24 protein-coding genes are annotated in these 26034 nt (G+C 71.8%); 11 read left to right on the forward strand and 13 right to left on the reverse strand.

The genetic code is table 11. The features are described 5' to 3' along the window. Positions 1 to 82 precede the first annotated feature (82 nt). Both ACFYPS_RS20440 and ACFYPS_RS20445 read left to right on the forward strand, forming a co-directional pair. A complete protein-coding gene (locus ACFYPS_RS20440) occupies positions 83 to 1840 on the forward strand; it encodes a substrate-binding domain-containing protein (protein ID WP_354963896.1) in 1758 nt (585 codons plus the stop codon). Positions 1841 to 2060: 220 nt separating this feature from the next. Further along, positions 2061 to 3545: a sugar transferase gene (locus ACFYPS_RS20445; protein WP_387326110.1), complete on the forward strand. Its 1485-nt coding sequence runs from the start codon at positions 2061 to 2063 to the stop codon at positions 3543 to 3545. Between the two features lie 21 nt (positions 3546 to 3566). On the opposite strand, the gene ACFYPS_RS20450 is transcribed toward ACFYPS_RS20445, so the two are convergent. Then, entirely contained in the window at positions 3567 to 4697 is a 1131-nt protein-coding gene (locus tag ACFYPS_RS20450) for a PP2C family protein-serine/threonine phosphatase (protein WP_354963897.1), read from the reverse strand. A 97-nt stretch (positions 4698 to 4794) separates the two neighbouring features. On the opposite strand from ACFYPS_RS20450, the gene ACFYPS_RS20455 reads away from it, so the two are divergent. Then, positions 4795 to 5388 carry a MarR family transcriptional regulator gene (locus ACFYPS_RS20455; protein WP_354963898.1) on the forward strand — a complete coding sequence of 198 codons (594 nt, stop codon included), beginning with the start codon at positions 4795 to 4797 and terminating at the stop codon, positions 5386 to 5388. Between the two features lie 81 nt (positions 5389 to 5469). On the opposite strand, the gene ACFYPS_RS20460 is transcribed toward ACFYPS_RS20455, so the two are convergent. Next, on the reverse strand, positions 5470 to 6708 hold the full coding sequence (locus ACFYPS_RS20460) for an ROK family transcriptional regulator (RefSeq protein ID WP_354963899.1): 1239 nt from the start codon (positions 6706 to 6708) through the stop codon (positions 5470 to 5472). 76 nt (positions 6709 to 6784) lie between these two features. Here ACFYPS_RS20460 and xylA point away from each other — a divergent pair, with 76 nt between their 5' ends. Genes xylA through ACFYPS_RS20475 form a run of 3 tightly spaced genes read left to right on the forward strand, consistent with a single transcriptional unit; the run spans position 6785 to position 10894 of the window. Next, a complete protein-coding gene (gene xylA, locus ACFYPS_RS20465) occupies positions 6785 to 7972 on the forward strand; it encodes a xylose isomerase (RefSeq protein WP_354963900.1) in 1188 nt (395 codons plus the stop codon). A 9-nt stretch (positions 7973 to 7981) separates the two neighbouring features. Next, positions 7982 to 9412, forward strand: a complete 1431-nt coding sequence (gene xylB / locus ACFYPS_RS20470; protein WP_354963901.1) for a xylulokinase — start codon at positions 7982 to 7984, stop codon at positions 9410 to 9412. 57 nt (positions 9413 to 9469) lie between these two features. After that, positions 9470 to 10894, forward strand: a complete 1425-nt coding sequence (locus tag ACFYPS_RS20475; RefSeq protein WP_387326116.1) for an MFS transporter — start codon at positions 9470 to 9472, stop codon at positions 10892 to 10894. Between the two features lie 57 nt (positions 10895 to 10951). Here the strand turns inward: ACFYPS_RS20475 and ACFYPS_RS20480 are convergent, their stop codons facing one another. From ACFYPS_RS20480 to ACFYPS_RS20500, 5 genes are all read right to left on the reverse strand, one after another. Next, positions 10952 to 12625, reverse strand: a complete 1674-nt coding sequence (locus ACFYPS_RS20480) for a glycoside hydrolase family 13 protein (protein WP_354964018.1) — start codon at positions 12623 to 12625, stop codon at positions 10952 to 10954. 92 nt (positions 12626 to 12717) lie between these two features. Further along, complete coding sequence (locus ACFYPS_RS20485; RefSeq protein WP_354963903.1) at positions 12718 to 13764, reverse strand: LacI family DNA-binding transcriptional regulator; 1047 nt, start codon at positions 13762 to 13764, stop codon at positions 12718 to 12720. Positions 13765 to 13830: 66 nt separating this feature from the next. Next, positions 13831 to 14799, reverse strand: coding sequence for a carbohydrate ABC transporter permease (locus tag ACFYPS_RS20490; protein WP_354963904.1), 969 nt, complete (start codon positions 14797 to 14799; stop codon positions 13831 to 13833). Between the two features lies 1 nt (position 14800). Beyond that, positions 14801 to 15847, reverse strand: coding sequence for a sugar ABC transporter permease (locus tag ACFYPS_RS20495; RefSeq protein WP_354963905.1), 1047 nt, complete (start codon positions 15845 to 15847; stop codon positions 14801 to 14803). Positions 15848 to 15913: 66 nt separating this feature from the next. Then, positions 15914 to 17257: an ABC transporter substrate-binding protein gene (locus ACFYPS_RS20500; protein ID WP_354963906.1), complete on the reverse strand. Its 1344-nt coding sequence runs from the start codon at positions 17255 to 17257 to the stop codon at positions 15914 to 15916. Positions 17258 to 17508: 251 nt separating this feature from the next. Here ACFYPS_RS20500 and ACFYPS_RS20505 point away from each other — a divergent pair, with 251 nt between their 5' ends. Next, positions 17509 to 18282, forward strand: coding sequence for a peptidoglycan DD-metalloendopeptidase family protein (locus ACFYPS_RS20505; RefSeq protein ID WP_354963907.1), 774 nt, complete (start codon positions 17509 to 17511; stop codon positions 18280 to 18282). Positions 18283 to 18334: 52 nt separating this feature from the next. On the opposite strand, the gene ACFYPS_RS20510 is transcribed toward ACFYPS_RS20505, so the two are convergent. The 5 genes from ACFYPS_RS20510 to ACFYPS_RS20530 all read right to left on the reverse strand — a co-directional run bounded on the left by ACFYPS_RS20510 (position 18335) and on the right by ACFYPS_RS20530 (position 20890). After that, positions 18335 to 18829 (reverse strand): TspO/MBR family protein, encoded by a 495-nt coding sequence (locus ACFYPS_RS20510; protein WP_354963908.1) that lies wholly within the window; start codon positions 18827 to 18829, stop codon positions 18335 to 18337. A gap of 220 nt (positions 18830 to 19049) precedes the next feature. Further along, positions 19050 to 19193 carry a GPGG-motif small membrane protein gene (locus ACFYPS_RS20515; protein ID WP_007464364.1) on the reverse strand — a complete coding sequence of 48 codons (144 nt, stop codon included), beginning with the start codon at positions 19191 to 19193 and terminating at the stop codon, positions 19050 to 19052. Next, positions 19184 to 19960, reverse strand: coding sequence for a metallophosphoesterase (locus ACFYPS_RS20520; protein WP_354963909.1), 777 nt, complete (start codon positions 19958 to 19960; stop codon positions 19184 to 19186). The genes ACFYPS_RS20515 and ACFYPS_RS20520 overlap by 10 nt, the downstream gene beginning before the upstream one ends. A 10-nt stretch (positions 19961 to 19970) precedes the next feature. Continuing rightward, positions 19971 to 20246: a hypothetical protein gene (locus tag ACFYPS_RS20525; RefSeq protein WP_354963910.1), complete on the reverse strand. Its 276-nt coding sequence runs from the start codon at positions 20244 to 20246 to the stop codon at positions 19971 to 19973. Then, positions 20243 to 20890 carry a nucleotidyltransferase family protein gene (locus ACFYPS_RS20530; RefSeq protein WP_354963911.1) on the reverse strand — a complete coding sequence of 216 codons (648 nt, stop codon included), beginning with the start codon at positions 20888 to 20890 and terminating at the stop codon, positions 20243 to 20245. Before ACFYPS_RS20530 ends, ACFYPS_RS20525 begins: the two co-directional genes overlap by 4 nt. A gap of 99 nt (positions 20891 to 20989) precedes the next feature. Here ACFYPS_RS20530 and ACFYPS_RS20535 point away from each other — a divergent pair, with 99 nt between their 5' ends. Beyond that, a complete protein-coding gene (locus ACFYPS_RS20535) occupies positions 20990 to 21742 on the forward strand; it encodes a dTMP kinase (protein WP_354963912.1) in 753 nt (250 codons plus the stop codon). Here the strand turns inward: ACFYPS_RS20535 and ACFYPS_RS20540 are convergent. Beyond that, positions 21727 to 22419: an SDR family NAD(P)-dependent oxidoreductase gene (locus tag ACFYPS_RS20540; RefSeq protein WP_354963913.1), complete on the reverse strand. Its 693-nt coding sequence runs from the start codon at positions 22417 to 22419 to the stop codon at positions 21727 to 21729. The genes ACFYPS_RS20535 and ACFYPS_RS20540 overlap by 16 nt on opposite strands. A 320-nt stretch (positions 22420 to 22739) precedes the next feature. Here ACFYPS_RS20540 and ACFYPS_RS20545 point away from each other — a divergent pair, with 320 nt between their 5' ends. The 3 genes from ACFYPS_RS20545 (at position 22740) to ACFYPS_RS20555 (ending at position 26007) form a co-directional block, all read left to right on the forward strand. Beyond that, a complete protein-coding gene (locus ACFYPS_RS20545) occupies positions 22740 to 23654 on the forward strand; it encodes a MurR/RpiR family transcriptional regulator (protein WP_354963914.1) in 915 nt (304 codons plus the stop codon). Then, the gene (murQ, locus tag ACFYPS_RS20550; RefSeq protein WP_354963915.1) at positions 23651 to 24607 is read left to right on the forward strand and encodes an N-acetylmuramic acid 6-phosphate etherase; all 957 of its coding nucleotides are present in this window, start codon (positions 23651 to 23653) and stop codon (positions 24605 to 24607) included. The genes ACFYPS_RS20545 and murQ overlap by 4 nt, the downstream gene beginning before the upstream one ends. A 410-nt stretch (positions 24608 to 25017) precedes the next feature. Further along, positions 25018 to 26007, forward strand: coding sequence for a sigma-70 family RNA polymerase sigma factor (locus ACFYPS_RS20555; protein ID WP_354963916.1), 990 nt, complete (start codon positions 25018 to 25020; stop codon positions 26005 to 26007). The last annotated feature ends 27 nt before the right edge of the window (positions 26008 to 26034 follow it).

Genomic DNA, 26034 nt, shown 5'->3' on the forward strand with positions numbered 1-26034 from the left:
ACAGCGATCAACTGTTTCTCCTCCGTAACTTTAGTCCGAACGGATGTGGCAGAGGGGGCACCTTGTACGCAAGATGGTCACCGTGTCAGCAGGCCGCCATCGCATGCGTTCGAAACTTCATCTAGCAGCCGCCGCCGCTACGGCGACGGTGCTCGTCGTCACGACCGGCGTCTGGTTCGGCTATCGGGAGCTGATCCAGCCGAGCTGTTCGGGGGAGATTCGGCTCGCCGTGGCAGTCGCCTCCGAGCTCGCGCCGGCGGTGGACGCCGCCGCGTCGCAATGGGTCAAGGACGGCGCCGCGGTAGGCGGCACCTGCATCCGGGTGGACGTCTCCGCCTCCGACCCCGTCGACGTGGCCGCCGTGGTGGCGGCCAAGCACGGTGCCGTCCTGGCCGGCGTCGGGCAGGCCAGCGGCACCGCCATCACCCCGGACGTCTGGGTGCCGGACTCCTCGACCTGGCTGCTGCGGTTGAAGAAGGACGCCACGGCGTTCGCTCCGACCAACAGCGCCTCCATCGCGCGCAGTCCCGTCGTCGTGGCGATGCCCGAGCCGGTGGCCGGGCGGTTGGGCTGGCCCAAGAAGAAGTTCACCTGGACGGACCTGCTCAAGCAGGTCAACAACCCGGGCACCCCGCTGCGCACCGGGATCGTCGAGCCGACCCGGGACGCGGCCGGCCTGTCCGGCCTGCTGTCGTTGACCGCGGCGGCCAGCGCCGCCGGCGGCGACGCGCAGCGCAACACCGTCGGTGCGCTGCGGGCGCTGGCCACGGGGCGGTCCTCGCTCCGCAACGACCTGCTGGCCCGGTTCCCGGCCGCCACGGACCCGACGTCCATCGCCAGCGGTCTCGGCGCGGCGGCACTGTCCGAAGAGGACGTGATCGCCTACAACAGCAAGGAGCCGCCGGTAAAGCTCGCCGCGCTCTACATGGAGCCGGCGCCGATGCCGCTGGACTACCCGTACGCGGTGCTGCCCGGCATCGAGCCGACCAAGGCCTCGGCGGCCCGGGTGCTGTACGAGTTGCTCACCACCCGCGCGTTCCGCGACCGGCTGGCGGCGCAGTCGCTGCGCGCGCCAGACGGCAACTGGGGCGCCGGCTTCAAGGCGCCGCAGGGTGCGCCGAGCCCGGCCGGCGGCGCGTCGTCCGCGCCGCCCGCCGGCGGCACCGCCGCGGGTGGCCTGGACCCGGCCGCGATACAGCGGGTCGTCTCCAGCTGGTCGATCGCCACCCAGTCCGGCCGGATGCTTGCCGTCGTCGACGTCTCCGGCTCGATGAAGGCAGAGGTGCCGAGCGCCAACAACCGGAGCCGGGAGGAGGTCACCGTGGACGCGGCCCGCCGCGGCCTCGGCCTCTTCGACGACTCCTGGTCGATCGGCCTGTGGACCTTCTCCACCAAGCTGGTCGGCAGCCGGGACTACAAGCAGCTGATCCCCATCGGCCCACTCTCCGCCCAGCGGGCCCAGCTGGAGGGGGCGCTCGGCTCGATCAAGCCCTCCAGCGGCGACACCGGCCTCTACGACACCACGCTCGCCGCGTACCAGGCGGTGCAGGAGGACTGGCAGCCCGGCCGGGTCAACTCCATCGTGCTGTTCACCGACGGCAAGAACGAGGACACCAACGGCCTCAGCCAGGCCCAGTTGCTCGCCAAGCTGAAGCAGATCGCCGACCCGGAGCGACCGGTCCAGGTCATCATGATCGGTATCGGCGAGGGCGTCAGCAAGGCCGAGCTGGAGTCGATCACGAAGGTGACCGGTGGCGGCAGCTTCGTCACCAAGGACCCGAGCGAGATCGGCAACATCTTCCTCAACGCCATCGCGCTCCGCCCGCCGGCGCCGCGCTGATTCGAGGCACAGCCGCGAAAGGGGCCCGCCGTCCGCTGATTCGGTACGGCGGGCTCCTTCTCGGTAGCCCTCGACTGTTGAAGAAAAGTGACGGCAATACGTCGGAAGTAACCGGCGGCCATAGTTGTCAGGGCAGGATGTCGACAGGTTCCGGCGTTGTCGTTCGGCCCCCCGATCCGACCCGTCGGCCGGGGCCGTCCTGATCAGAGTGGGAGGGCCGGTGACCGCGGCGACACTGTTGACCCCCGCCAACAGGTCGGGACAGCCTGGCAGCCGTCTGGCCGGGCTGGTGACGCGCGCCGACGAACGGTCGTACGTCCGGGTCCTGGTGGTGCTGGACACCACCATCCTCATCATCGCGCTGCTCGTCGGGTACGTCGCCCGGTTCGGTGACGATGAGCCGAGCGGCTCGGACATCCCGTACGTGCTGGTCGCGCCGGGGCTGGTGCTGGCCTGGCTGGTCTCGCTCAAGGCGCTCGGCTGCTACGACGACCGGGTGATCGGTTACGGGGCGGACGAGTACCGGCGGGTCAGCTCGGCCAGCCTGCGGCTCGCCGGTGCGATCGCCATTGCCGGGTACATCGCCGACGTCGGCGTCTCCCGGGGCTTCCTCGGCATCACCTTCGCGGTGGGCACCGTCGGGCTGGAAGTCGCCCGCTTCGCCGCCCGTAAGCGTCTGCACCGGGCCCGCTCAAGTGGCGCCGGCTGGTCCCGGAAGGTGCTGGTGGTCGGCGACACCGCGCACGTGCTGGAGCTTGTGCACACGTTGCGCCGGGAGCCGTACGCCGGCTACCACGTGGTCGGCGCGTGCATCCCGGACGCGCTGCTGGCGCCGGTGGCGCAGCGGTTGGGTGACGTGCCGGTGGTGGGATCGTTCCGCGGCATCCCGGAGGCCGCCACCGCGATCGGCGCGGACACCGTCGCGGTCACGGCCTCCGGCGAGCTGACCGCCGCCCGGTTGCGCCGGCTCGGCTGGCAGCTGGAGGGGACGGGCGTCGACCTGGTCGTCGCGCCCGCGCTGACGGACGTGGCCGGCCCGCGGATCCACACCCGCCCGGTCGCCGGGCTGCCGCTGATCCACGTCGAGGCGCCCGAGTTCCGCGGCGCCCGAAAGCTGGTCAAGGGCTTCGTCGACCGGTCCGCCTCCTCGCTGGCGCTCGCGCTGCTGCTGCCGCTGATCGCGATCATCGCCTTGGCCATCAAGCTGAACAGCCGGGGCCCGGTGCTGTTCCGGCAGGTCCGGGTCGGTCGGGGCGGGCAGGAGTTCGGGGTGTTCAAGTTCCGGACCATGGTGGTGAACGCCGACGCGCTGCTCGCCGAGCTGATCGCCCGCAACGAGACCGACGGTCTGATGTTCAAGATGCGTGACGATCCTCGGGTCACCCGGGTCGGCCGGCTGCTGCGCAAGTGGTCGCTCGACGAGCTGCCGCAGCTGGTCAACGTGCTGCTGGGCCAGATGAGCCTGGTCGGGCCGCGCCCGCCGCTGCCCTCCGAGGTGGCCCGCTACGACGGCGACGTGGCCCGGCGGCTGCTGGTCAAGCCCGGCATGACCGGTCTGTGGCAGGTCAGCGGCCGGTCCGACCTGAGCTGGGAGGACGGCATCCGGCTCGACCTCTACTACGTGGAGAACTGGTCCCTCGCCGCCGACCTCACCATCCTCTGGAAGACCTTCGGCGCGGTGGTGAACAGCCGCGGTGCGTATTAGGGCGTGTTTCAGCCGGGCCGGTCACGGCTGCGGGCCGGTCCAGTCCAGGCAGACCACCACCGCGTCGTCGACCAGGTCACCGGAGACGAACGCGCGCAGGTCACCGATCAGCGACCGGACGGCGTCCAGCGGCTCCATCGGGCCGGTCCGCCGCAGGAACCGGTCCAGCGCTGTCTCGCCGTAGCGCGTGTGCTGCCCGGCGGCCTCCACCACCCCGTCGCTGACCACGAAGATCCGGTCGCCGCGCTCCAGCGGGAACCGCTGCTCGTGGTAGTCGGTCGCCTCGAACATGCCGAGTGGGAACTGCGCCTCCAGCGGCTGCTCGGTGACCTTCCCCTCGCGCAACAGGACCAGACGGGGCGAGCCGGCGTCGACCACCGTCAGCACCCCGGAGCGCAGGTCCAGCTCCATCAGCAGGGCGGAGAGGTGCCGTTCACCCCGGTACTCGTCGTACAGCGCCTGGTCGGCGAGGGCGGCCTGGTCGGCCAGGCCGAGCCCGGCCCGGCGGGCGTTGCGCAGCGCGTGGGTGGCCAGCGAGGTGAGCAGGGAGGCCGCGACGCCCTCGCCGGTGCCGTTGACGGTGGACAGCCAGAGCTGCTGCCCGTCGTCGGACCAGTCGAAGCTGTCGCCGCGCACCGTGTACGCCGGCTCCAGCTGCCCGGCCAGACTGAACGACGGCCGGATCCGGCTGCGACCCGGCAGCAGGTCCCACTGCATCTCCGCCGCCAGGGTGAGCCGCTGGCTGCGCCGCGCGGCGCGATAGACGTCGGTGCCGGCGGCGACGGCGGCCAGCTCGTGGGCGAGCGCGGTGGCGATGTCGGCCAGCTCGCCGAGGAGGGCCGGGTCGTCCGGGACCGGCGCCAGTCGCAGGACCCCCCGACGCTCGCCGCGCATGCTGACCGGGAGCCAGACGGTGCCGGCGGCGAGCACCGGCGACTGGTGGTCGAAGGCACGCCAGGCGGGGTGCCCGGGACCCGTGACAGGGTCACCCTCGGTGAGGGGCAACAGCTCCGAGAGTCGGTAGTCGACCTGGTACAGCTCCGTCTCGGTGATCCCGTACGAGGCGGCAAGAACGTCGCCGACGCCGCCGACGAGGCGGTCGGCGGGTGTCTCGTTCAGGGTACGTCGTGCCCGATTGACCGGTTCGCTCATCACCGCTCCCTTGATCAAAGCTCGACCACCAGTGGGTTCGGAGTAGTCTCGGGCCACCATGGCCGAAGTGAACGGTCCGCCGGACCCTGAGACGAGTATGGCTGCCGCTCTAGACGCGGCGGCGGCTGCCCTGCTGACCCTGTGGGAGTCGGCTCGGGAGGGAACCGCCAGCCGGGTGTCCGGAGCGCAGCTACGGGCTGTGATGGTCGTCGAGCTGTACGACGGGATCAACCTGCGCGGGCTCGCCTCCCGACTCGGCATGCTGCTCAGCTCCGCCAGTCGGCTCTGCGACCGGCTGGTCGCCGCCGGAATGCTGGAGCGTGAGCCAGGCCGTTTCGACCGGCGGGAGATTGCCCTGCACCTCACCCCGGAGGCCCGCCGGCTCCTCGCCGAGCTGCGCGCCGACCGACAGGCGCAACTCGCCGTCGTGCTGGCCGGGATGAGCCCCGCGGGTCGCACCGCGCTGCTGCACGGGATGCGGGAATTCGACGAGACCGCCCGCCGGCAGCAGGCGCAGACGTCGGCGCCGGACGACCTGGAGCGGCCCACCGGGCGGGCGGGCGACTGGCCGGAGGACCCGGACCGGCCGCGCCGGGCGGTGTGGACGAACCTGTCGGATGGCCACGGCGGGCCGGTGGGCGCACATCGGGAGTCGCCGACCGGGGAACCTCCGGTGGCTCGGACCGCCTGACCGCGGCGGCGCCGGGTGGCCCCAGGCTCCCGCACCGCTGACCGGACCGGCGATGCCGCCCCGGCGGGGACCGGGCGCCGGTCAGCCGGAGCGGGCCAGCCAGCCGGCGGGTCGGGCGACGATCTGGCGCACCACCGAGCCGGCCGCGCCCACCACAGCGGCCTCCGCGCCGAGCGTCGCCGGCCGGACCGTCACCGGCGACCAGGCGGCGGTGAGCACGCGGCTGGCGATCTCGGCGAGCACCGGGGGGCACAGCCAGGGCGCCAGCGGGGCGTACCCGCCGCCGAGCACGACGGTGTCCAGGTCCAGCAGGTTGACCACGCCGGCCACCGCGACACCCAACGCCGTCCCGGCGTCGTGCAGTGCCCGCAGCGCGTCAGCGTCGCCGGCCTCGGCCAGCTCGGCCAACCGCGCCGTCGCGGTGTCCGCGGGAAGTTCCGCCCGGGTCAGCCCGGCGGCGGCCACGATCGCCTCCTGGCCGGCGTACTGCTCCAGGCAGCCCTGCCCACCGCAGCGGCACGGGCGGCCCTCCGGGTGGACCGGGAGGTGCCCGATCTCACCGCTCCAACCGCGTACGCCGCGAAACAGCGCACCGCCCAGCACGATTCCGGCGCCGATGCCGACCTCGCCGGAGATGTGCAGGAAGCTGGCCGGGCCGGGCGGCCGGGAGTGCAGCTCGCCGAGCGCGGCGAGGTTGGCCTCGTTGTCCACCACCAGCGCCGGTACGCCGGGCACCCGCTCGGTCAACGGCGGGTGCCCGGCGAGCAGCGCAGGCACCGGCACGTCGTGCCAACCGAGGTTCGGCGCGAGCCGGACCAGCCCGACGCCGTCCACCAGGCCCGGCACGGCGAGCGCCGCACCGGCCAGGGTGAGGCCCTGCCGGGCGGCGTCGGCGCGGGCCCGCGCGGCCATCTCGACGAGTCGGGCGAGTGCCTCGGCGGGGGCGACCGGGCGCAGGTCGGCCCGGTGCACGGTGCGGTGCCGGACCTGGCCGGAGAGGTCCACCACGCAGACCGCCAGGTAGTCGACGTTGACCTCCAGGCCGAGCCCGGCCGGCCCCTGGTCGGCCAGCACCAGACCCCGGGCCGGTCGGCCGGCGCCGGCCCGGGGCGCCGGATCGGCCTCGCCGACCAGCCGGCCGGCGAGCAGGTCCTCGACCACCGCGGAGACGGTGGCCCGGGTCAGGCCGGTCGCCGTGGCGAGGTCGGCCCGGGACGGGGGACGGTCGGCGGCGGCGATCCGGCCGAGCACCAGGGCGAGGTTGAGCTCGCGGAGGCTGCCCTGACGGACCGCGCCGGCCGGAGCGTTGGTGAGGCTCACCCCTTGACAGTGCCACAGGCCGCGCAAATAATTCAATCGCTGAACAAATAGTGGACGACACACCCCGGAGGCCCTCATGGCACCCCGTCCCACCCCCGCCGACAAATTCTCCTTCGGGCTCTGGACCGTGGGCTGGCAGGCCCGTGACCCGTTCGGTGACGCGACCCGCCCGGAGCTGGACCCGGTCGAGACGGTCAACCGGCTCGCCGAGCTGGGCGCCTACGGGGTCACCTTCCACGACGACGACCTGGTCCCGTTCGGGGTCGACGCCGCCACCCGCGACCAGCACATCGCCCGGTTCCGTAAGGCCCTCGACGAGACCGGCCTGGTGGTGCCGATGGTCACCACCAACCTCTTCAACCACCCGGTCTTCAAGGACGGCGGCTTCACCAGCAACGACCGCGACGTCCGTCGGTACGCGCTGCGCAAGGTGCTGCGCAACGTCGACCTGGCCGCCGAGCTGGGTGCGAGCACGTTCGTGATGTGGGGCGGCCGGGAGGGCTCGGAGTACGACGTCGCCAAGGACGTCCGCGCCGCGCTGGACCGCTACCGCGAGGCGGTCGACCTGCTCACCCAGTACGTCATCGACCGGGGCTACAACCTGCGCTTCGCGCTGGAGCCCAAGCCCAACGAGCCGCGTGGCGACATCCTGCTGCCGACCGTCGGGCACGCGCTCGCCTTCATCTCCCAGCTGGCCCACCCGGAGCTGGTCGGTCTCAACCCGGAGGTCGGGCACGAGCAGATGGCCGGGCTCAACTACGCCCACGGCATCGCCCAGGCGCTCTGGCAGGGCAAGCTGTTCCACCTGGACCTCAACGGCCAGCGCGGCGTCAAGTACGACCAGGACCTGGTCTTCGGCCACGGTGACCTGATGAACGCGTTCGCCCTGGTGGACCTTCTGGAGAACGGCGGCCCGAACGGCGGGCCGACCTACGACGGCCCCCGGCACTTCGATTACAAGCCCTCCCGCACCGAGGACATGGACGGGGTGTGGGCATCGGCGGCGGCCAACATGAGCACGTACCTGCTGCTCAAGGAGCGGACCGCGGCGTTCCGCGCCGACCCCGAGGTGATCGAGGCACTGACAGCCAGCAAGGTCGGCGAGCTGAGCACCCCGACCCTGAACCCCGGCGAGGGGTACGACGAATTCCTCGCCGACCGGTCCGCGTTCGAGGAGTTCGACGTCGACGCGGCGGCCGCCCGGGGCTTCGCCTTCGTCCGGCTCAACCAGCTCGCCGTCGAGCACCTGCTCGGCGCCCGCTGAGGCCCCGCCATGCCGCTGGTCGCGGGCGTTGACTCGTCCACACAGTCCTGCAAGGTGGTCATCCGGGACGCGGAGACCGGCGCCCTGCTCCGGCAGGGCCGGGCGCCGCACCCGGACGGCACCGAGGTCGACCCGGAAGCCTGGTGGCAGGCGCTGCGCAGCGCCGCCGAGGAGGCCGGCGGGCTCGCCGACGTGGCGGCGGTCTCCGTCGCCGGCCAGCAGCACGGCATGGTCTGCCTCGACGAGGACGGCGGGGTGGTCCGCCCGGCGCTGCTGTGGAACGACACCCGCTCCGCCGACGCCGCCGCCGACCTGGTCGAGGAGGCCGGCGGCGGCGCCGCGGGGCGCCGCTTCTGGGCCGAGGCCACCGGCAGCGTGCCGGTGGCCAGCTTCACCATCACCAAGCTGCGCTGGCTGGCCCGGCACGAGCCGGAGCTGGCGGCCCGGGTGGCCGCTGTCTGCCTGCCGCACGACTGGCTGACCTGGCGGCTGGCCGGTGCGCCCGGCCTGGCCGCGCTGCAGACGGACCGGGGCGACGCCAGCGGCACCGGCTACTGGTCGCCGGCTACCGGCGGCTACCGGCTGGACCTGCTGGAGCGGGCCTTCGGCCGGCGGCTGGCGGTGCCCGAGGTGCTCGGTCCGGCCGGGTCGGCCGGCACCCTGTCGGCCGGGGAGCTGGGTGGGCCGGGCGGCGCGTTGCTCGGCGCCGGCACCGGGGACAACGCCGCCGCCGCGCTCGGTGTCGGTGCCGGTCCGGGTGACGTGGTCGTCTCGATCGGCACCTCCGGCACGGTGTTCAGCGTCGCCGACGTGGCGGCGGCCGACGACAGCGGCGCGGTGGCCGGCTTCGCCGACGCGGCCGGCCGGTTCCTGCCGCTGGTCTGCACACTCAACGCCGCCCGGGTGCTGGACGCCGCCGCCGCGATGCTCGGCGTCAACCTGGACGAGCTGGCCGAGCTGGCGCTCTCCGCGCCGGCCGGGGCGGACGGGCTGGTGATGGTGCCGTACCTGGAGGGGGAGCGGACGCCGAACCGCCCGTTGGCCACCGGCGCGGTGCACGGGCTGACGCTGCGCACCTCGACCCCCGCGCACCTGGCGCGGGCGGCCGTGGAGGGCATGCTCTGCGCGCTCGCCGACGGCCTGGACGCGTTGACCGCCCAGGGCGCCACCGTCCGCCGCGTCATCCTGGTCGGCGGCGGGGCCCGGTCGGCCGCGGTGCGCCGGATCGCGCCGCAGGTCTTCGGCTGCCCGGTGGTCGTCCCGCCGGCCGGGGAGTACGTCGCCGACGGCGCCGCCCGGCAGGCCGCCTGGGTCGCCCTCGGCGGTGACGCGCCACCTCGGTGGACACTCCAGGGCACCGAGGAGTACGCCGCCGAGCCCGTCCCCGCCGTCCGTGACCAGTACGCCGCCGCCCGGGGGCTGGTCCTCGACCGCCGCTGACCGGCGGCACCCACCCGCGTGACGACCTCGCCGGCCCGGTCTGGTTGGCTGCCGGTCATGACCCTGACCAGTGGCGGGCCCCGGCGGGCCCGTGGCGGCGGCCCGGCGCACCGGTTGTACAGCGTCGTGGTGTTCGTGCTGCTCGCCTCGCTGGACAACGTGGCGATCGGGCTGGTCCCGCCGTTGTACGGGCCGATCGCCGACGCGTTCGACGTGTCGGGGCGGCTGCTCGGCCTGGTCACCGCGGTCAGCTTCCTGGTCAGCGCGGTGGCCGCGGTCGGCTGGGCGTACGTCGGCGACCGGACCAACCGCAAGCCGCTGCTCATGGTGGGCACGCTGCTCTGGGCGGCGGGCACCGGCGGGAGCGCGCTCGCCGGCGGCTACCTGACGTTCCTGGCCGCGCAGCTCGTCGCGGCGGTCGGTCTCGGTGCGGTCGGCTCGGTGGGCTTCTCGGTGGTCACCGACCTGATCTCGCCGACCCGGCGGGGGCTGGTGATGAGCTTCTGGGGCCTCTCCCAGGGGGTCGGCACGCTGGCCGGCACGCTGGTCGGCGGGCTGCTCGGGGCGACCGACTGGCGGCGTCCGTTCCTGCTGCTGACCGGTGTGGGCCTGGCCGCCACCGTGGCCTACCTGTTCACGTACGACATCCGGCGCGGCCAGAGCGAGCCGGAGCTGGCCCACGCCCTGCACGAGGGCGCCGAGTACGACTACCGGATCAGTCGGGCGGACCTGCCGCGGATCCTGGCCCGGCGGACCAACCGGTGGCTGATCCTGCAGGGCCTGACCGCGCAGGCCGCGTTCGGCTCGCTGGTCTGGCTCCCGGTGCTCTTCGCCGAGCGGGCCGAGGCGCAGGGCTACTCGGAGTCGACCGCGGTGGTGGTGGGCAGCGTCTTCGCCACGCTCTTCCAGCTCGGCGGGGTGCTCTCCATCGTCGGCGGGCTGATCGGCGACGCGGTGCAGCGGCGTAACCCGGGGGGCCGGGCGCTGGTCGCCGCGGTCGGCATCCTCGCCGCGCTGCCGTTCTACCTGGTGCTGTTCTTCGTGCCGGTGAGCATCGACGTGCCGGACGGCGGCAGCACCGGCGCGGTGATCGGCGCGATCCTGTCCAGTGTGTTCACCGAACCGTCGGTCGGGCTGAGCCTGCTCACCGCGGTGGTGGCGCTCGCACTGACCTCGGCCAACTCGCCGAACTGGTTCGCGCTGATCGCCGACGTGAACCCGCCGGAGCACCGGGGGACGGTGTACAGCCTGGGCAACCTGGTCAACGGGGTCGGCCGGGCCGCCGGCAACGGGTTGGTCGGGGTGGCGTTCCAGGGCCTGAAGGTGGCCTTCCCGCCGCCGCTGAACTTCGCCGTCGGGCTGGCCGCGTTCCAGCTCTTCTTCATTCCCACCGGCGTCATGTACTGGCTCGCCTCGCGGACCTCACCGGCCGACATCGAGAACGTGCACGAGCTGCTACACATCCGCGCCGACCGTCTGTAAGGAAGGGCCCCCTGTTAACGCCACGCGTTGTACAGGGGGCCCTTCTTAACACCTGGGTCAGGCGCGCACCCAGACCGTCACGTCGGTCGGGACCGCCCCGTCGTCGTCCAGCGGTGCGCTGGCGGCGAGCAGTTCGGCGCCGGCCGGAACCGGCACCGGAGCGGTGCCGAAGTTGGTCAGCACGGTCAGCTCACCGTTGCGGAAGGTCAGCACCTCGTCGCCGGAGGATAGCCATTCCAGGGTGCCGCGGCCGAGCCCGTGGGCGCGGCGCAGCCGCAACGCCGTGCGGTACAGCTCGTACGTCGAGCCGGGCACGTCGCGCTGCCGGTCCAGCGCGTACTCCGCGAACAGCGGGGGCTGCGGCAGCCAGCTGGCGTCGGACGGGCCGAAGCCGTACGACGGCGCGTCCGCCTCCCACGGGATCGGCACCCGGCAGCCGTCCCGGCCGCGCTGGGTGTGCCCGCTGCGCGCCCAGGTCGGGTCCTGACGGGCCTCGTCGGGCAGCGTGGTGTGCTCGGGCAGGCCCAGCTCCTCACCCTGGTAGAGGTAGGCCGAGCCGGGCAGGGCGAGCATCAGCAGCGTGGCCGCCCGGGCCCGGCGCAGGCCGAGCGCGGCGTCCGGCTGCGGGTCGCCGATGCCGATGCCGTTGGGTCGGACGGCGCCGATCGGCAGGCCCAGCCGGGAGGCGTGCCGCACCACGTCGTGGTTGGACAGCACCCAGGTCGTCGGCGCGCCGACCGAGTCGGTCGCCTCCAACGAGCGGGTGATCACCGCGTACTGGGCCGGCGCGGTCCAGGCGGCGAGCAGGTACTCGAAGTTGAACGCCTGATGCATCTCGTCCGGGCGGACGTAGCGGGCCAGCCGCTCGGCCGGCTCCACCCACGCCTCGGCGACCAGCACCCGCTCGCCGGGGTAGCTGTCCAGGAGCTGCCGCCACTGGCGGTAGATGTCGTGCACGCCCTCCTGGTCCCACATCGGCGGGCGCGGCTTGTCCACCTCGTTGCCGGACAGGATCTCCTGCGGCTCCTGCCAGTCGGCCAGGTCGGTCTGCTTCACCAGACCGTGCGCCACGTCGACCCGGAAGCCGTCCACCCCGCGTTCCAACCAGAACCGCAGCACGTCCAGGAACTCCGCGTGCACCTCCGGGTGGTCCCAGTTGAGGTCCGGCTGTCCCGTGTCGAACAGGTGCAGGTACCACTGGCCGGGCTGCCCGTCCGGGTCGACCGTCCGGGTCCAGGCCGGGCCGCCGAAGACGCTCTGCCAGTCGTTCGGCGGCTGGTCGCCGGCCGGGCCCAGACCGTCCCGGAAGATGTACCGGGACCGCTCCGGGCTGCCGGGCGCGGCGGGCAGCGCGGCCTGGAACCAGCGGTGCGCCGAGGAGGTGTGGTTCGGAACCAGGTCGACGATCACCCGCAGGCCGCGGGAGCGGGCCTCCGCGATCAGCTTGTCCGCGTCGGCGAGGGTGCCGAACAGCGGGTCGACGTCCCGGTAGTCGGCCACGTCGTAGCCGGCGTCGGCCTGGGGGGACGGGTAGAACGGGGAGAGCCACACCGCGTCCACGCCCAGTTCGACCAGGTGGTCGAGGCGGGCGGTGATGCCCGGCAGGTCGCCGACGCCGTCCCCGTCCGAGTCGGCGAACGAGCGGGGGTAGATCTGGTAGATGGCGGCTTCGGTCCACCAGCCGGTGACCGGGGGACCGGAGGGGGTCTGCTGCGTCGGATCGGTGTTCAGGGTCGTCTCCCGTGTCGAGCGGTGGGTGGACTGCCGGTGCTGCTGCCGGCCGCGTCGCCGCCAGCCGCCGGCCGGCGGCGGATGGTTGAGTTTCAGTGTGCCCGGGGCGGTGCGGTCGATTCCCGGACCACCAGCCGAGTGGGCAGGATCACCGGGGTGTCGCAACCGGCGGTCCGTTGACCGACGATCGGGCCCAGGTTCCGGGCCCCGAGCGGGTCGAGCAGCATCCGGGCGGCCAGCCGGCCCTGCTCGGCGGCGGGCTGGGCGATGGTGCTGAGCCCGAGCACGCCGGCCAGGTCGTGGTCGTCGATGCCGATCACGCTGACGTCCTGCGGTACGCGCAGCCCGGCGTCGCGCAGCGCGGTCATCGCGCCCATCGCCATCTCGTCACAGGCGGCGAGGATCGCGGTCGGCGGTTCGCCCCGGGACAGCAGCTCGGCTGCCGCCCGGTTGCCGCCGTCGATGGTGAACGTCGACTCGACGTCCAGGCTCGGGTCGAGGTGCAGACCGGCCGCCCGCAGTTCCTCCTGGTACCCCCGGCGTCGGTCCAGGTGGGTGGTGAAGGCCAGCTCGTCGTCGGGGTCGCCGGAGATGTGCGCGATCCGGCGGTGGCCGAGGTCGAGCAGGTGCCGGGTGGCGGTACGGGCGGCAGCGACATCGTCGATCCGTACGCACGGCCAGTTGGGCACCCTGGTCCCCGAGCTGATGGTCACCCCGGGCAGGTCGAGGGCGGCCAGCGCGGTCAGGTCGGCCGGGCGCAGCGGCGTGGCGACCAGCATGATGGCGTCCACCCGCTTGTGCAGGTTGGCGGTACGCAGCACCCGCTGGCGGACCTGCTCCCGACCACCCAGGTTGTAGAGCAGCAGGTCGTAACCGGACTCGTGGAGGAACTCCTCGACCGCCTCGACGACCGTGCTGAAGAACCATCGGGTGATCCGGGGGACAACCACCGCGACCGTGCCGGTGCGGCCACCGGCGAGCCGGGACGCGCTCGGCGAGACCTCGTAGTCGAGCTGCTCGGCGGCTGCGAGGACCCGGCGTCGGGTGGCGGCGGAGACCGTCGGCAGCCCGCGCAGCGCCCGCGAGACGGTGGCCGTGGACACCCCGGCCAGCCGGGCCACATCATCAATCTTCGTCACGGTTCCCCCGCTCGGTACCCGGCGCCCGCCGCCGCCCGAGGGGCCAGGCGGCGGCGAGCAAGCGGGTCAGCCCTTGACGCTGCCGGCGAGCAGACCTCGCACGAAGAAGCGCTGGAGGGACAGGAACACGACGAGCGGTACGACGATCGAGACGAACGCCCCTGCCGTCAGCCGCTGCCACTCGTTGCCTCGGGTGCCGGCCATCTCGGCCAGCCGGACGGTGAGCGGAGCGGTCTCGTTGCCGCCGCCAGCGAAGATCAGCGCGACCAGCAGGTCGTTCCAGACCCAGAGGAACTGGAAGATGCCGAACGCGGCCAGCGCCGGCATGATCAGCGGCAGCACGATGGTGCGGAAGATCTTCGGGTGGCTGGCCCCATCGACCCGGGCCGCCTCCATCAGGTCTCCCGGCAGTTGCGAGATGAAGTTGTGCAACAGGAAGACGGCGAACGGAAGTGCGAAGCAGGTGTGCGCGAACCACACCTGCGCGAACTTCTGTTCGTCGACGAGATCCCAGGCCGGCATCAGGGTCACGCCGCCGAGGGTGACGCCGGTGGAGAAGAACTTCAGCAGCGGCACCAGGGCCATCTGCAGCGGCACGATCTGCAACGCGAAGATCGCGATGTAGAGCCAGTCCCGGCCACGGAAGTTGATCCACGCCAGCGCGTACGCGGCCAGGGCCGCGAAGGCGAGCGGGAAGAGCACCGAGGGGATGGTGATCGCCAACGAGTTGACGAAGTAGCTGGCGAGCTGCCCCGATGACGACGACCGCCCGAACAAGACCTGCTGATAGTTCTCCAGCGTGAACTGCGGGTTGGTGAAGGCCGTCCACCAGCCGGTGGTCTTGATCTCGTCCTCGGGCCGGAGGGAGGAGATGAACAGGCCGAAGGTCGGGATGGTCCAGACCACCGCGATGACGATCGAGACAAGGGTCGCGGTACGGCTGTTCAGCCGCTTGCGGACCCGCCCAGCGGTGGTGGGCGTGGTGCCGTCGGTCTTCTGGGTGCCGGCGGCGACGGTGGGCGTTGCAGTCGTCATCTCAGCCCTCCCGCTGCTGACGGAGGTTGCGGATCTGGTAGATCACGACCGGGATGACCAGGATGAAGAGGAAGACCGCGAGCGCTGAGCCCTGCCCGTTCTGGCCGTACCGGAACGCCTGGTTGTACATCTCGCTGGCGATCACGCTGGTGTCGTAGTTGCCGTTGGTCGCGGTCCGGACGATGTCGAAGACCTTGAGCGTGGCGATCGTGAGCGTCACCACCACCACGATCAGCGCAGGCCGGATGCTCGGCATGGTGATTCGCCAGAACATCTGCCACGGGCTGACGCCGTCGAGCCGGGCGGCCTCCACGATGTCACCGGGGATGGACTTGATCGCGGCGGAGAGCACCACCATGGCGAAACCGGCCTGGATCCAGACCATGATGACGATCAGCAGCAGCGTGTTCAGCGGTGATTCGAGCAGCCACTGCTTGGGCTCGCCGCCGAGGCTGACCACGATCTGGTTGAGCAGACCGATCTGGTCGCCGTCGCCGCGGTAGGCGTAGACGAACTTCCAGATGATGCTGGCGCCGACGAAGGAGATCGCCATCGGCAGGAAGATCAGTGACTTGGCCACCGCCTCGAAGCGGGCCTTGTCCACCAGGACGGCGTAGATCAGGCCGAACGCGGTCGCGACCAGCGGGACCAGGACCACCCAGACCAGGGTGTTGATCAGGACCCGGACGATCGAGCTGTCGGAGAACATCCAGCCGTAGTTGCGCAGCCCAACCCAGTTGTTGCTGCCCGCGTCCATGAACGACAGCAGTGTGGTGCGGATGGCCGGAACGACCAACCCGACCGTGAGCAGCAGCAGCGTCGGCAGCAGGAAGAAGAGCGCGAAGAGTCCCTCCCCCCGCTTGCGCCGGCGGGGGAGCGGGGTGCCGCTGACGGACGCGGCGACCAACTGCGCCTCCCGCCGCCGAGCGAACCAGGCCGGCACCACGTCGAGGAGCAGGAGCAGACCGCCCACCACCGCGACGAAAGCGATCAGCCCGTACATCAGCATGAGGAACTTCGGCTGCTCCTCCGCGAAGTCGAACTCCATCGACCCTCCCAGGTCTGGATCCGCCGGTGGGCCGGCCCGCGGGTGCGGACCGGCCCACCGTTCAGATCACTTCCAGCTGCTCTCGATGCCCTGGAGCACCGACGCGGTGTCCTTGCCGTTGATCCACTCGACCATGCCCTTCCAGAACGTCCCCGCGCCGACCGCGGCCGGCATCAGGTCGGATCCGTCGAAGCGGAAGACGCCGGTCTTGTCCTGCAGGATCTGGACGGAGAGCTTGTCGATCGGGCTGGCGACGTTGGCGATGTCCAGCTTGTTGTTCGCCGTGACCCAGTTGCCCAGCTTCGCGCGGCTGTTGACGTACTCGCCGGAGGCGAGGTAGGTCTGCACCGCCTGCACCTCGGGGCGGTCGGCGTAGCCGACGACGAACTCGCCCGCGCCGAGCACCGGCTTGCCCTTGGCCGTGTCGATGGCCGGGAAGTAGAACGCGAAGGCGTCACCGTCCTCGGCCACCTTGGTGCCCTCGGGGAACTGGTTGGCGTAGAACGACGCCTGCCGGTGCATGGCGCACCTGCCGGTGGTGACCGGCAGCCCGGCCTCACCGAAGGCGGTGGTGCCGATGCTCTTCACCCCGCCGAAGCCGCCGTTCATGTACTTCTCGTTCTTCAGGATCGTGCCGGCCCGGTTGACCGCGTCGACGATCCGCGGGTCGTTGAACGGGATGGCGTGGGTGGTCCACTGGTCGTAGACCTCGGGGCCCTGCGTACGCAGGATCACGTCCTCGATCCAGTCCGTGGCCGGCCAGCCGGTGGCGTCACCGGACTCGATGCCGGCGCACCACGGCTTGATGCCGGTCGCCGCGATCGTGTCGCTGAGCTTGATCATGTCGTCCCAGCTGGTCGGGACCGTCCAGCCCTTCTCCTTGAAGAGCTTCGGCGAGTACCAGACGAAGGACTTCACGTTGGCGCCGAGCGGCACGCCGTAGAGGGTGCCGTTGACGGTGCCGTACTTCAGCCAGTCGGCCGGCAGGTTCTGCTCGGCCATCGTCTTGGTGTCGGCCCCGAGGGACTTCAGCTTGCCGGCGTCGGCGAACCGCTTGACCAGACCCGGCTGGGGCACGAAGGCCAGGTCGGGCGCGTTGCCGCCGTCGACCCGGACCGGGAGCTGCGCCTCGAACTCGGCGTTGCCCTCATAGTCGATCTCGATGCCGGTGCAGTCGGTGAACTGCGACCAGGAGCGCTCCAGCAGGTCAGCCTCGGCGTCACGGATGGACGCGTAGATGGAGACCTTCTTGCCGTCGTGGCCCTCGTACTTCTCGTATGCGGCACACTCCGCGGAGCCCGCGTTGTCGCTCTTCTTGTCGTCGCCGGTACCGCAAGCGGTGGCGCTGAGCGCCAGCCCCAGTACGCCGGCGATCGCGAAGGCCTGGCGTGGTCTGGTAAAGACCGCCATGCCGTCCTCCTTTCTAGCCGGCGCGGTCGTGCTCAATGGCCCGGCGCCGGTCCCGATGGCTGTGCACACATGTAAGCGCTTGCATCCGGTCCGGTCCAGCCCCTGTCAGACACGAGCGAGTAACAATCCGGAAACCTCCCGGCCGCCCCGTGGGCGCGCTCCCGGACCAGATCTTCGACTCTTTCGAAGAATGACGATATCTGTCAGGCTGAGACCACCACATCGAAGGTTTTCGACATAGGAGGAGCTGTATGCGTAAGCGGTGGATCAGCCTGCTGGTGACGGGCCTGCTCGTCGGGGGAGTCCTGGCCCCGGCCAGCCCGGCGCTGGCCGCGCCGACCTTCAAGGTGCCGTTCCCGTGCGGCCAGTCCTGGTCCGGGCAGACCCGGTCGAACCACAGCCCGGCGAACGCCGTCGACTTCAACCGCACCGACGACCTCGGCGACCCGGTGGTGGCCAGCGCCCCCGGCACCGTCGACCGCGTGACCGACCTCGGCGGCACCAGCTACGGCAAGTACGTCCGGATCAACCACGGTGGCGGTTACAGCACGTACTACGCCCACCTCAACGGCTTCAACGTGTCGGTCGGCCAGACGGTCGGCTACGGCAAGGTGCTCGGCTGGGTCGGCAGCACCGGCGGCTCCACCGGCCCGCACCTGCACTACGAGCAGCGCCTCAACGGCAGCGACATCCAGGTGCGGTTCAACGGCACCCTCGGCCTGTACTGGGGCACCAGGAGCTACACCAGCGACAACGGGTGCGGCTCGGGCAGCGGCAACGGCACGGTCGACACCAGCGGCACCCCGCTGACCGTCCGCTCCGGCCCGGGCACGGGGTACGCCTCCGTCGGGACCGTCGCCGACGGCACCCGGGTGACCATCGCCTGCCAGACCAGCGGCACCACGGTCACCGGCACCTACGGCACCAGCTCGATCTGGGACCGGATCGGCTCCGGCCGCTTCATCGCCGACGCGTACGTGTACACCGGTCACGACGGCTACATCCCCGGCGTGCCCCGCTGCTGAGGGGTTGAACGACGACGGTCTCCGGCGGGCGGCGCCGCCGGGGAACCGTCGGTCAGGAGTTCAGCCGCCAGATCGACAGGTTCAGGGCGGCGGCGAAGGTGACCCAGGCCCAGTAGGGCAGCAGCAGCGCCGCCGCGACCCGGGAGACCCGGGCGGACAGCGCGACGGTGAGCCCGATCGCCAGCCACATCGCCACGATCTCGGCGAACGCCAGCCCGTACTGCCCCGCGCCGAAGAACAGCGGGGTCCAGATCGCGTTGAGCACCAACTGGGCGGTCCACGCCCAGAGCGCCGGCCCGAAGCCGACTCGGCGCCAGACCAGCCAGCCGGCCACCGCGATCAGCGCGTACAGCACCGTCCAGACCGGGCCGAACAGCCACGAGGGCGGCGCCCAGTCGGGTTGCCGCAGGCCGGCGTACTCGTCGGTGGTGCCCCGCACGCCCAGCCCGCCGATCGCGGCCGCGACGAAGACTGCCGCCGCGAAGCAGGCGAGCGCCCAGCGGGACCGTCGGCCGGTGGTCGGCGGCACGTCCTGGGATGTCTCCATGGTCGAGATGTTTCCGTCCTGTCGGCGGTCAAACCGCTGCGGGGCCCGGGCCGTACGGTCCGGGTCCGCTTTCGTACGGTCTGGGCAGCCCTTCGGGCGGTCCGGCCCGCGGATGTCACACAGCAAAGCGCCGGGATCGCCACGTCCGGTGCTCCTGTCGGGAGGACGGAGCTCCGGCCACGGCGACCCCGGCGGGTCCCGGTGTTACGAGGTGCGAACGTCAATTGAAGATGCTGACACCACCCGGGCCGACCAACAGCCCGACGACGATGAGGACGATGCCCCACAGGATCTGCCGGCGGAACAGCGCGAGGATGCCGGCGACCACGAGTACGACTGCGAGAATCCAGAGAATCAGCTCCATGACCACTGACTACCCGAGCGTCCGATCGGGGAAACCTGGTCGGTGTCGGGTTGATCGCCGACATGGAAGACGCTGTAGGCCTGCTTGATCACCGGGTGCGCGACGTTACGTACCCGCACCCCACCGGGAGTGGTGCCGCGCTCGGTGCCGGCGTGCGCGTGCCCGTGCAGGGCCAGCGCGGTGGGCGCCGAGTCGATCGCCTGCCCGAGCTGGTACGAGCCGAGGAACGGGTAGATCTCCAGAGGCTCGCCGGCCAGCGTGTCCGGCACCGGTGAGTAGTGGGTGAGCGCCACCAGCATGTCGCAGTCGAGGGAGCGCAGCGCCGTACCGAGGCGGTCCGCGCTGTCAACGGTGGTGCGGACGAACGCCTTCATCTCCGGCTCGCCGAAGTCGCTCGCACACCGCCCGGCGAATCCGCCGCCGAAGCCCTTGACACCGGCGATGCCGAGCCGGCCGCCCGCGCAGTCCAGCACCACGCCGTTGCCCTCCAGCACGGTGATACCCGCGTCCTCGAGCACCTTGACCACCTGCGGCACCTGGTCACACTGATGGTCGTGGTTGCCCAGCACGGTCACCACCGGCACGGCCAGCCCGCCGAACTCCTGCGCCACGCAGCGCGCCTCCGACTCGGTGCCGTGCCGGGTCAGGTCCCCGGTCAGCAGGAGCACGTCGGCGCAGTCCGGCAGCTCCTCCAACGCCGGGCGGAACCGGCCGACCACGTCCTCGTCCAGATGCACGTCGCCCACGGCGGCGATCCGGATCACCATGAAGCCTCCCTCAGGGCAGTTGCTCGATCTGCGTGGGCGCCTGAGTGCGGATCACCCCGATGTCGCTGGTGATCGGCACGTCCGGGAAGCGCTCGGCCACCCGACGCAGGATCTCCGCACGCCGGTGCGGGCTCTCCACCTCGCCGTAGAGCACGAGGGCGCGCTCCCTCCGGACCACGGTGATTCCCTGTTCGGCGACGGCGGGATCCTCGGCGAGCAGCCGGTGGATCTCGGCCTCGACGTACTCGTCGGGTGGTCCGCCGCCGCTGTCGCGATGGTGGGTCACGGTGTCCCCTCTCCTGCCGGGGTGCCGGTTTCCGGCACCACCTCGAGCCGGTCCAACAGCACCAGGAACGCCTCGGCGTACGGCGAGTGCTGCGTCTCCTTGCGTACCCGTTCCCAGTCGATCTGCTCCCGCAGCGACCGGGCCAGCGGCAGGCCACGGGCGAAGTCGCAGTAGTGCTGGGAGAAGCTGAGGAGCTTGTGCACCATCAGCTGGGTGGCGGACAGGACCGGCATGTGAATCGCGTCCACCGGCCGGACGACCGTGTCGGCGAACGTCTCCTCGGTCACCGGCGTCTCGATCGGCCGGTGGATCAGATCGACCATCCGCCCGTCGTCGAAGACCTTCACCAGCCAGTCCTCCGGTGGACGCTCGGCGACGAAGCCGGCGGCCACCAGGGCCTCCAGCGCTCCCTCGACGTCGGCCTCCCGGATCAGGAAATCGACGTCGTGATCGCTGGAGTGACCACCGTGGGCGTAGACGGCGAAGCTGCCGCCCAGCGCGAACGGGATCTCGGACTGCTTGAGCACGGCGGCGACCTTCTTCAGGGTGTGCACCAGACTCTCGTCCCCGCGCTCAGCCATCTGGTTCTCCCGTCGGTCGTGTTGGTGGACAGGCGGTTGGATTCGAACTCCCGTACCCGGCATTCCGGTCGTCCACACCTGGGCCGGTCGCGGGCGGGTTCGAACAGGGATCAAGTACCACAAACTGCGCAGCTGGAGCTCAGGTCGGATAACCTGTCGAGGGTGGCCAGATCATCGGGGACGCGACGCGGCAGGACCCGGTTGCGCACCGTGGCCCTGATCGGCATCGACGGTTCGGGCAAGACCACACAGGCGCACCGGCTGGCCGCCGCGTTGACCGCCGCCGGCCGCCCGGCCACCTACCGCCGCAACGCCAGCGGGCGTCGCTGGCTCGGCCGGCTCGCCCACCGGCTGGGCCGCCCCGACGCCCAGCGACTCGTCGGGCGCGACGGCGTGCTGGCGGTGGAATCCGTGCTGCGCTGGCTCGCCATCGCCGCCGCCCTGCTCAGTTGCCTGCTCACCGGCCGGACGGCGGTGATGGACCGCTACTCGGCCTGCCAGTACGCCAGCATCCGCGCGCACGGCGGGCACCGCTGGGAGCGGCTGGCCCGGGCCGGCTACCGGTTCTTTCCGACGCCGCAGGTGACCTTCCTGCTCGCCGTCGACCCGGCTGAGGCGTACCGGCGGATCGAGCAGCGGGGCACCGACCACGAGACGATGGGCTGGCTGACCGCCGCCGACACCGCCTACCGCGCCCTGCCCGAGTATCCGACCTTCGTCCTGGTGGACGCGGGCCGCCCGGCCGAGGAGGTGACCGAGCAGATCCAGGCGCACCTGGCGACCTGGCTGCCGCCGTCCGTCCGACCCGACCCGGGCCGTCCGTCCGCCGAACCGCCGCCGTCCGACGTGCCGGCGGCGGGGGAGCGGACCGGCCACGGGGCCATCGGGCCGCTGGTGGCTCAGGCCCGCCCGTAGACCGGGACGGTGGCGCCGCTGGTCGGCGCGGACTCCGCCGAAGCGAGGAAGTGGATCACCGGGGCGATCTCGGCCGGGGTCACCCAGCGGGAGTGGTCGGCGTCGGGCTGAGCGGCACGGTTCGCCGGGGTGTCGATGACGCTGGGCAGCACGGTGTTGCAGCGCACGTTGCGGGACCGGTACTCGACCGCGACCGCGTTGGCGAAGGCGAGCACCGCGGCCTTGGCCGTCACATAGCCGGCCGCGCCGGGGAACGGGGCGACCGCCGCGCGGGCCGAGACGCAGACCACCGCGCCGCCACCGGCCGCCACCAGGTGGGGCAGCGCGGCCCGGGTGACCAGGTAGGTCGGCCGCAGGTTGGCGGTGAGCATCCGCTCGAACTCCTCGACCGGCGTCTCATGCACCAGCCCGCCGCTGGCGTAACCGCCGACCAGGTTGACCACCGCTCGCAGCGGCGCGGCCGGTTCGCCGACGGCCGCCTCGACGGCCCGTGCCGCGCCGGCCGGATCGGTCAGGTCCGCGACGAGCCGGACCAGCCCGTCGGCCGCTGGCTCCGACCGGGGCCGAGCACCCCGCTCCGGTACGACCACCCGCCAGCCGGCCGTCCGAAAGGCGGTGGTGACCGCCCCGCCGAGCCCGCCCGTGCCTCCGGTGATCAGCACACTGCGCTCCGCCATGCAGCACACGCTAGCGCCGCCCCGGCCTCTCCACCGCCCCGAACCGCTCCGCCGGGTCCACGCCGTCCGGTCGGCTCGGGTCGACGCGTCGGCGGGGGAGCCCTGCCCGGTGTGGCTGGTCGGGGACGCCGTACGGTCTGGCCGGACCCGGTTTTCCGCGAGCCCGGAGCCGTCCGGCAGGTTGACCCGGCCCGGCGGGGGAGGTGGCGCGGTCCCGCCGGTGGCACGCTTGGCCTGACGGGCTCGCCCGATCGGCGGTACTTTCCCCAACACGTGGAGTCATGGTTGACGCTCACGCCTCGTGAAAGTAAGTTTCATCCGTGGCGAAGAGTCCGAAGATTTCTGCGAGTCACGAGCCCGGTGGGCTGATCGTCCACATCAGCGGGCTGCTGCCGTCGCTGTCGCCCGCTGAGCAGCGGGTCGCCCGGTTGGTCGTCTCCGACCCGGCTGCCGCCGCCCGCCGGACGATCACCGACCTCGCCACCGCAGCCGAGACGTCTGAAGCGACGGTCATCCGGTTCTGCCGCTCGGTGGGCATGGACGGTTACCCGCAGCTGCGCATCCGGCTCGCCGCCGAGGCCGCCCGCCGGGTCGAACCGCCGGACGCCCGGGTCGTCGGCGGTGACATCCCGCCCGGCGCCGACCTCGCCCAGATCATCGCCACCATCGCGTTCAACGACGCCCGCGCGGTCGAGGAGACTGCCGAGCAGCTCGACCCCGCCATCTGTGAGCAGGTGGTCGAGGCGATCGCCAACGCCGGCCGGATCGACATCTACGGCGCCGGCGCCAGCGGGTTCGTCGCCTCCGACTTTCAGCAGAAGCTGCACCGCATCGGCCGGATCGCCTTCTACTTCCCGGACGTGCACACCGCCCTGACCTCGGCCGCGCTGCTCGGCCGGGGCGACGTGGCGGTCGGCATCTCGCACACCGGCACCACCTCCGACGTGATCGAGGTGCTGGAGCAGGCCCGGACGCGGGGCGCCGTCACCGTGGCGCTGACCAACTTCCCGCGCTCGCCGATCACCGACGTGGCCGACTTCGTGCTGACCACCGCCGCCCGGGAGACCACCTACCGCTCCGGCGCGACGGCCAGCCGGTTGGCCCAACTCACCGTGGTCGACTGCCTGTTCGTCGGCGTGGCCGCCCGCAACCGGTCCCGGGCGCGCAAGGCCCTCGAGGCGACCGCCGAGGCCGTCCTGTCGCACCGGGTGGGTGCGAACCGGAGGCGAGGATGACGGCCGGTGCGGTGGAGCCGGACGAGGACATGCCAGCACCGCCCGCCCGCCCGATCGTCCGGGTGGGCGCCCCCACCGAGCGGCGCAACCCGCTCAGCGCCGACCTCGACCTGATGTCGACCCGGGACGTGCTCACCGTCATCAACGAGGCCGACCGGCGGGTGCCGGCGGCCGTCGCCGCGGTGCTCGACGAGATCGCCGCCACGGTCGACCTGGCGGTCGCGGCGCTGCGCGGCGGCCACCGGGTGCACTATTTCGGGGCCGGCACCTCCGGCCGGCTGGGCGTGCTCGACGCCGCCGAGCTGGCCCCCACCTTCAACTCGCCCCGGCACTGGTTCTGCTCCCACCTCGCCGGCGGTCCGGACGCCATGTGGCGTGCCGTGGAGGACGCCGAGGACGACGAGCGGGGCGGCGCGGTCGATGCGGCCGGATGTGTGCGCGCCGGTGACCTGGTGGTCGGTCTCGCCGCCAGCGGACGCACCCCGTACGTCCTCGGGGCGCTCGCCGCGTCCCGCGCCAAGGGCGCCTCGACGGTGCTGCTCTGCGCCAATCCGGAGGCGGAGGCGGCCCGGTCGGTCGACGTGTTCATCGGGGTGGACACCGGACCGGAGGTCGTCACCGGGTCGACCCGGATGAAGGCGGGCACCGCGCAGAAGTTGGTGCTCAACACGTTCTCGACCGCCGTCATGGTGCGACTGGGTCGGGTCTACTCGAACCTCATGATCGACATGGTGGCGACGAACGCGAAGCTCCGCGGGCGGATGATCTCGATCCTGGTCGAGGCCACCGGCTGCTCGGAGGAGGTCTCCCGGCGGGCCCTCAACGAGGCCGACGGCGATCTGAAGACCGCCCTGGTCTCGCTGGTCTCCGGCGCCGAGGTCGCCGCCGCGCGGGCCGCGCTGGCCCGCTCCGCCGACCAGGTTCGCGGCGCCCTCGCCCTGCTCGCCACCTGACTCCACCCGCCCGGGTCGCCGGCGGGAAGCGAACGAGGCTCCGGATTGTTCATCTTGGCGGGGGGTAATAACACCCTCGTGGATGAACCGACCGGTCCACCGGTGCGTATTTGGCAGTGACCAGGATCGCAGCGCAGTGGTGACCCGGGTCGCTGTGCCCCCGCGGCGGGCGGTGTTGCCATTGGTACGGGCGTTCGGCGATTCGTCGATCCGCCGACCCGTACGTGGTGCCCAGCGGCGAGCCACCCGACGGGGTGCTGACAGCAAACATGGACCGTGCTCTCAGCAACTACTCAGGCATTCGTGACACTTTCGACTCAGTACATGGAATCCCCGACACGTCTCATCTGTTGTGTAGGTGTCAGCACCGGTGGGCACAGCGGAAGTTACCGGGGCTGACGGACGTGGGGATGGCAAGGAACCGGGCAACCGGCGCGAGCGAGGGGACCGTGGGCAACGTGGACAAGAACATCGGCATGCGAACCGATCAGGTCGCCGAGGAGCGCGACCTCGTCGGCGTCTACCTGCACGAGATCTCCCGGACGCCACTGCTGGACGCCGCCCGGGAGGTCGATCTCTCCAAGGCGATCGAGGCCGGCCTCTACGCCGAGCACCTGCTCGGTGAGGACCGCGTCCCCGATGGCGTCGACCGGGCCGACCTGGAGCGACTGGTCGTCGAGGGTGAGCACGCGAAGGACCTCTTCATTCGCGCCAACCTGCGACTGGTCGTGTCGATCGCCCGCCGTTACGTGCGCTCGGGCATGCCCATGCTGGATCTGATCCAGGAGGGCAACACGGGTCTGGTCCGGGCGGTTGAGAAGTTCGACTACGAGCGTGGCTACAAGTTCTCCACCTACGCCACCTGGTGGATCCGCCAGGCGATCAGCCGGGCCATCGCCCAGCAGGAGCGCACCGTCCGACTGCCGGTGCACCTGGTGGAGGACGTTAACCGGATGCGCAACGTGGCGCGCCAGCTCACCCGTGAGCTGGGCAGCGACCCGGAGCCGGAGCAGATCGCGGCGTCGCTCGGCGTCACCGTCGAGCGGGTGAACGAGCTGCGCCGCTGGTCGCAGGACACCGTCTCGCTGGACACCCCCATCGGCGACGACGGCGACACCAAGCTCGGCGACCTGGTCGCCGACACGGACGCCCCGTCGCCGGAGGACATCGTCCTCTCCGGGCTGGAGCGGCAGCGCATCGAGGGGCTGCTCAACCACCTGGACGACCGGTCGGCCGGCATTATGCGGGCCCGCTACGGGCTGGAGGACGGCCGTGAGCACTCGCTCACCGAGGTCGCGTCCCGGTTCTCGCTGTCCCGCGAGCGGATCCGGCAGCTGGAGATCCAGGCCCTCGGCCGGCTCCGTGAGCTGGCCCGCGCGGAGGGGCTGCAGGCAGCCTGACCTGGTAGTAATAACGGCGAACGGCCG

The organism is Micromonospora sp. NPDC005087, assembly GCF_042872965.1.
GTDB lineage: Bacteria > Actinomycetota > Actinomycetes > Mycobacteriales > Micromonosporaceae > Micromonospora.

What these genes read in the sequence shown, in the direction of transcription:
- ACFYPS_RS20450 (WP_354963897.1), bottom strand. Translation starts at nt 4,697, where the DNA reads ATGAGCGAACCGGTCAATCGGGCACGACGTACCCTGAACGAGACACCC.
- ACFYPS_RS20530 (WP_354963911.1), bottom strand. Translation starts at nt 20,890, where the DNA reads ATGCCGGGTACGGGAGTTCGAATCCAACCGCCTGTCCACCAACACGAC.
- ACFYPS_RS20475 (WP_387326116.1), top strand. Translation starts at nt 9,470, where the DNA reads ATGACCCTGACCAGTGGCGGGCCCCGGCGGGCCCGTGGCGGCGGCCCG.
- ACFYPS_RS20520 (WP_354963909.1), bottom strand. Translation starts at nt 19,960, where the DNA reads ATGGTGATCCGGATCGCCGCCGTGGGCGACGTGCATCTGGACGAGGAC.
- ACFYPS_RS20495 (WP_354963905.1), bottom strand. Translation starts at nt 15,847, where the DNA reads ATGGAGTTCGACTTCGCGGAGGAGCAGCCGAAGTTCCTCATGCTGATG.
- ACFYPS_RS20555 (WP_354963916.1), top strand. Translation starts at nt 25,018, where the DNA reads ATGGCAAGGAACCGGGCAACCGGCGCGAGCGAGGGGACCGTGGGCAAC.
- murQ (WP_354963915.1), top strand. Translation starts at nt 23,651, where the DNA reads ATGACGGCCGGTGCGGTGGAGCCGGACGAGGACATGCCAGCACCGCCC.
- ACFYPS_RS20500 (WP_354963906.1), bottom strand. Translation starts at nt 17,257, where the DNA reads ATGGCGGTCTTTACCAGACCACGCCAGGCCTTCGCGATCGCCGGCGTA.
- ACFYPS_RS20490 (WP_354963904.1), bottom strand. Translation starts at nt 14,799, where the DNA reads ATGACGACTGCAACGCCCACCGTCGCCGCCGGCACCCAGAAGACCGAC.
- ACFYPS_RS20455 (WP_354963898.1), top strand. Translation starts at nt 4,795, where the DNA reads ATGGCTGCCGCTCTAGACGCGGCGGCGGCTGCCCTGCTGACCCTGTGG.
- ACFYPS_RS20510 (WP_354963908.1), bottom strand. Translation starts at nt 18,829, where the DNA reads ATGGAGACATCCCAGGACGTGCCGCCGACCACCGGCCGACGGTCCCGC.
- ACFYPS_RS20515 (WP_007464364.1), bottom strand. Translation starts at nt 19,193, where the DNA reads ATGGAGCTGATTCTCTGGATTCTCGCAGTCGTACTCGTGGTCGCCGGC.
- xylA (WP_354963900.1), top strand. Translation starts at nt 6,785, where the DNA reads ATGGCACCCCGTCCCACCCCCGCCGACAAATTCTCCTTCGGGCTCTGG.
- xylB (WP_354963901.1), top strand. Translation starts at nt 7,982, where the DNA reads ATGCCGCTGGTCGCGGGCGTTGACTCGTCCACACAGTCCTGCAAGGTG.
- ACFYPS_RS20505 (WP_354963907.1), top strand. Translation starts at nt 17,509, where the DNA reads ATGCGTAAGCGGTGGATCAGCCTGCTGGTGACGGGCCTGCTCGTCGGG.
- ACFYPS_RS20540 (WP_354963913.1), bottom strand. Translation starts at nt 22,419, where the DNA reads ATGGCGGAGCGCAGTGTGCTGATCACCGGAGGCACGGGCGGGCTCGGC.